Origin of the sequence: Mesorhizobium sp. M7A.F.Ca.CA.002.05.1.1, from assembly GCF_003998335.1 — a bacterium.
Lineage (GTDB): Bacteria > Pseudomonadota > Alphaproteobacteria > Rhizobiales > Rhizobiaceae > Mesorhizobium.
Window position 1 is genome coordinate 1 of the sequence record NZ_RZQI01000402.1, and the last position, 5,193, is coordinate 5,193.

Here is a 5,193-nt window from a genome sequence, read left to right on the forward strand (position 1 = left end):
ATTCCAGCCTGTCGACCAACGATGAGAAATCCGCCGTCCACGGGTTCCACAGGTCGGTGTGGCAGCCGAGCGAGGTGACCTCGTTGGCGGCGATGCCGGTCAGGCGCAACGCCCAGTATTGTGGGTACATCAGCATCGCGGCGGCCCTGGCGAATTCCGCCGGGAAGCTCTTCTGCTGCCAGAAGAATTGAGCACCAAGATTGAGGCCGAGCGGCAGGCGCGGCGTGCCGGTCTCGGAGAAGGGCGGGCGGATCGCGTCATAACCCTCGGCCAGCCCGTCGGGGCCGTCGAACTCATAGTCGAGCACCGGTAGCACCAGTTCACCCGCCGCGTCGACCAGCACGCCGGTCGCGCCATGGGTGCTGATCGAAATGGCGTCGATGCGCTGTTCGCGATTGAGACCGGCAAGGCTTTCGAGGATGAATGCCCACAGGGCCTCGACATCGTGGTGCGGGTAAGGCGCCTGTCGCACCGGCGCATTGGACATGCGGCGCAGCGCCACCTCGCTCAACGTAGCGAGGTCGACCAGCGCCACCTTGGCGTTGGTCTTGCCGATGTCGATAACGGCGATGTGGCGCATCGCACTCATGCCATGTGGAACACGGTTTCCAACGGCACGGCCACCGGCTCGTTGTCCTGCCTGGTTTCCATGATGTCGGCCATTTCAGCCCACCAGCGCTGCATCACCGGATATCCGGGCAATTCGTCCATGCCGTGGTCGTCACGCCGCCACAGAACACCGAACAGGATATTGGTCTCCTCGTCGAGATGGATGGAATAATCGGAGACGCCGGCCTGCTTCAGCAGTGACACCAGCGACGGCCAGATCTCATCGTGACGCTGCTTGTACTCGGCCTTCATGCCGGGCTTCAGCTTCATCTTGAATGCATATTTCTCGGCCATCAACGCCCTCCGCGGAGTCGCCGCCAGACGATCGGCAGGGCAATGACGATAATCAGCAGCAGGCCAATGAAGATCGACATGACGATGCCGGGCACGTTGAGCAGGCCAAGCCCGAAGGTCACCAGCCCCATGATGAAGGCCGCGAGCACGACCCCAACAATGCTGCCGGCGCCACCGAGGATACTGACGCCGCCGAGCACCACCATGGTGATGACTTCCAGCTCGTAGCCCTGCGCGATCGATGGCCGCGTCGAACCGAGCCGCGAGGTGATCAGCACCGAGGCGATGCCCGACATCAGCCCGGTCAGGCAAAACAGGAGGAACTTGGTGCGGCCGACGCGCACGCCGGAAAACTGCGCAGCTATCGGATTGTTGCCGATGGCGAAGACGCGTCGGCCAAAACTCGTACGGTGCAGCAGGAACCAGTAGACGACGGCCGCGATCAGGAAGAGCACCAGTTCGAACGACACCACCCACCAGACATAGCCCTGGCCGAAGAAGGCGAAGCTTGCGGGATAACCCTTGTAGGCCTGGTCGCCGAGGATGATGAAGGCGATGCCGCGAAACAGGCTCATCGTGCCGATGGTGACGACGATCGAGGGCAGACCGAGCCTTGTCACCAGCAGACCGTTGAAGGCGCCGCAGCCGAGCCCGACGACGATGCCGATCGCTACCAGCACCGGCATGCCGGCGCCGGCCTGCACCGCCATGCCCATCATCGTCGACGCCAGCGCAATGATGGCGGCCACCGACAGATCGATCTCGCCCGAGATGATCAGCAGCGCCATGGCGAAGGCGATCAGGCCTTTCTCGGTGAAATTGAAGGTCAGATCGGACAGCGAATACGGGTCGAGGAAATAGGGCGAGGCGAAGCTGTTGATGGCGAAGATGGCGACGGCCACCACGACCAGCAGCGCTTCCCAGGAAAAGATCGCCGAACGAAGCGGCTTGTCGAGCCGGTCGGGAATGTGGCGCGGAGCAGGGATGTCGGTCACGCCTCCACCTTTCTGAGGATGATGCGGCCTTGCTGGCGTTCGCCGCGCGCGTTGAGCACGACGGCCAGGATGATGGCGCTGCCAGAAATCGCCATCTGCCAGAAGGGCGAGATGTTGATGACCGGCAGCGCGTTGGAGATGATGCCCAGGAACAGTGCGCCGAGCACCGCGCCGCCGACCGAGCCGATGCCGCCGGCGATCGAGATGCCGCCGATGACGCAGGCGGCGATGATGTTGAGCTCATAGCCATTGGCGACCTCGACCGACGCGATCACATAGCGCGAGATCCAGAGATAGCCTGACAGGCCGCCGATCATGCCGGAGATGCAGAAGACGATGAACTTGGTGCGGCCGACATCGATGCCGGCATAGACGGAAGCCGTCGGGTTTACGCCGATGGCATAGATCGAGCGGCCGAGCGCGGTGCGCGTCATCAGGACGAAGAACAGCGCAATGACCAGGATGGCGATCCACGACAGCACCGGAATGCCGAGGAAGGCGGCGCGCTGAAAGCCGATGAAGTCCGGGCTCATTTTGTCGGCATTGACCCAGGCGCCACCGGACAGGACGAAGGTCGCGCCACGATAGATGGTCAGCGTGCCCAATGTCACCACGATCGAGGGAATGTTCAGCCGCCAGACCAGCAGGCCGTTGATGGCGCCGAGCACCAGACCGACGGCCAGCGCAATGACGATCAGCAGCGGGATCGGGATCGCCGGATGTGCTGCGTTCAGCATCGCCACCACCATGCCGGTGAAGCAGAGATTGGACGCCATCGACAGATCGATCGACCGGGTCAGGATGACCACCATCTGGCCGAGCGCCAGGATCATCAGGATCGAGGTGTCGTTGAACACCTGACGCAGATTGCCGGGGTCGGCAAAGGCCGGGAAGCGCGTCGAAATCAGCCCGATCAGCACGACGATGGCCGCCAACAGCCAGATTTCACGGTATTTCAGGAAAGCCTTCATGCCGCGATCCCCGCTGCCGTCCGAACCAGCGTCTCGGCGTCCAACCCCTTGTTGTCGTAGACCGCCGCGACGAGCCCCTCGCGCATGACCACGACGCGGTCGGACATGCCGAGGATTTCGGGCAGCTCGGAGGACACCATGATCACCGACAGGCCTTGCGCCACCAACTCGGCCATGAAGCCGTGCACGGCGGCCTTCGAGCCGATGTCGATGCCCTTGGTCGGCTCGTCCAGGATGATCACCTTGGGCGACGTCGCCAGCCATTTGGCGATGACGATCTTCTGCTGGTTGCCGCCCGACAGCGTGCCGACGTCCTGGCTGAGCGAGGAGGCCCTGAGGTCGAGCCGCTCGGTGTAGGAGCGGGCCAGATCGAACTCCTCCGACAGCCGCAGCAGGCCGGACTTCGATGTGCGCTTGAGTGAAGGCAGCGAGACGTTCTGGAAGATCGGCAGGCCGATCACCACGCCTTGCTTGCCGCGTTCTTCGGGCACGTAGACGATCCCGGCATCGATCGAATCCGCCGCCGATTTCGGCGCGAGCGTCTTGCCTTCCAGCGTGATCGTGCCGGCTGATGTGCGGGTGATGCCCGATATCGCCTGCATCACCTCGCTGCGGCCGGCGCCGACCAGGCCGTAGAAGCCGAGGATCTCGCCCTTGTGCAGTTCGAAGCCGATGTCGTTGAATTCGGTCGGATGCGACAGGCCGGAAACGGAGAGCACCGGCGCGCCTATCTCGGCCTTGCGCTGCGGGAAGATGTGATCGACCGCGCGGCCGACCATCAGGCGCACGATCTGGCTCTGGCCGGCATCCTTGATCAGGCCTTCGCCGACCATCTCGCCATCGCGGAACACCGTGTAGCGGTCGGCGATACGGTAGATCTCGTCGAACTTGTGGCTGATGAACAGGATTGCCTTGCCGTCGCTCTTGAGGAACTCGATCAGCAAAAAGAGCTCCTCGATCTCCTTCATCGAAAGTGCGGCGGTCGGCTCGTCCATGATGACGATCTGCGCGTCGATCGACATGGCGCGCGCAACGGCGACCAGATGCTTGTTGGCGATGCCGAGGTCCTTCAGGCGCGCATCGGCGTCGATGTGGCCGGCATGCATGGTGTCAAGCACTTCGCGCGCGTTCTTGCGCATCGTGCGCCAGTCGATGGTGCGCAATCGCGTGCGCGGCGCATGGCCGAGAAAGATGTTTTCTGCGACCGACAAATCGTCGAACAGCACGGTTTCCTGGTGGATGGCGGTGACGCCGTGCCCGAAGGCGGCATGCGCGCTCGGCAGGGTGACGGCCTGGCCGTCGATGCTGATCGTACCCCCGTCGGGCTGGTAGATGCCGGTCATGATCTTGACCAGCGTCGACTTGCCGGCGCCGTTTTCGCCGATCAGCGCCGTCACCTGCCCGGGGTAGAGCGACAGGCTGACATTGTGCAGCGCGCGCACGCCGGGAAAGCTCTTGGAGATGCCGGACAGCGTCAGGCGTGGAGCCGAGGCCGGAGGCCGCTCCTTCACCGCGCCGTGTTGGGCTGTCGTGTCCATAATCGTATCAAGCCCTGAAACAAGGTTCGTTTAAAGTCGCGGCGGGACGTGAGCCCCGCCGCGTCAGCTCGAGAGGACTCCAGATCAATAGATCTTGGAGAACTTTTCGATGTTCGACTTGTCGAACTGGAAGGGCGGAGCCATCGCAGCCGAGTTGGTGTCGTCGAGCGTGACCTTGCCGACGCGGCCGATCGACAGCGTGGCGCCGGGCTTCGCCTCTTCCTTCTTCACCGCCAGATCATGGGCGAGGTAGACGGCCGAGTAGCCGAGGTCGATCGGGTTCCACAGGGCAACCGCCTGACTGGAACCGTTGTCGATGAACTTCTTGAACTCGGACGGCAGCGCGAGGCCGGTGACATTGACCTTGCCGATCAGGTTCTCGTCGGTGACGACCTGGGCGGCGGCGACGACGCCGACGGTGGTCGGCGCGATGATCGCCTTGAGGTTCGGATAGGACTTCAACAGGCCCTTGGCTTCGTCGGTGCTCTTGGCCGAATCGTCATCGCCATAGACGGTGGCGACGAGTTTGATCTTGGGGAACTTCTCCGGCAGGATTTTCTTGGCCGCGTCGATCCAGGCGTTCTGGTTGGTGGCGGTCGAGGAGGCCGACAGGATGGCGACCTCGCCGCCTTCCGGCAGGTGGTCGGCGGCAAGCTTGATGATGGTCTCACCGATCAGGCCGGTATCGGACGGGTTGAGGTGAAGCTGGCGGCCTTCCTTGGCGACGCCCGAATCCCACGAGATGACGGTGATGCCGCGTTCCATGGCCTTCTTCAGCACCGGCAC

At 63.3% G+C, this 5,193-nt stretch carries 6 protein-coding genes; all 6 read right to left on the reverse strand.

Annotated elements, in window-relative coordinates; translation table 11 throughout:
- Nucleotides 1-589, reverse strand: a 589-nt coding sequence (locus tag EN939_RS19900) for an FGGY family carbohydrate kinase (RefSeq protein WP_245473124.1), incomplete at its 3' end; no start/stop codon positions are given.
- Nucleotides 586-903: an L-rhamnose mutarotase gene (gene rhaM / locus EN939_RS19905; protein ID WP_127269350.1), complete on the reverse strand. Its 318-nt coding sequence runs from the start codon at nucleotides 901-903 to the stop codon at nucleotides 586-588. The genes EN939_RS19900 and rhaM, both read right to left, overlap by 4 nt.
- Nucleotides 903-1,898, reverse strand: a complete 996-nt coding sequence (locus tag EN939_RS19910) for an ABC transporter permease (protein ID WP_127269351.1) — start codon at nucleotides 1,896-1,898, stop codon at nucleotides 903-905. The genes rhaM and EN939_RS19910 overlap by 1 nt, the downstream gene beginning before the upstream one ends.
- Entirely contained in the window at nucleotides 1,895-2,869 is a 975-nt protein-coding gene (locus tag EN939_RS19915) for an ABC transporter permease (protein ID WP_127269352.1), read from the reverse strand. The genes EN939_RS19910 and EN939_RS19915 overlap by 4 nt, the downstream gene beginning before the upstream one ends.
- Complete coding sequence (locus EN939_RS19920; protein WP_127269353.1) at nucleotides 2,866-4,407, reverse strand: sugar ABC transporter ATP-binding protein; 1,542 nt, start codon at nucleotides 4,405-4,407, stop codon at nucleotides 2,866-2,868. The genes EN939_RS19915 and EN939_RS19920 overlap by 4 nt, the downstream gene beginning before the upstream one ends.
- Nucleotides 4,408-4,491: 84 nt before the next feature.
- A partial coding sequence (gene rhaS / locus EN939_RS19925) for a rhamnose ABC transporter substrate-binding protein (protein WP_127269354.1) occupies nucleotides 4,492-5,193 on the reverse strand: 702 nt, incomplete at its 5' end.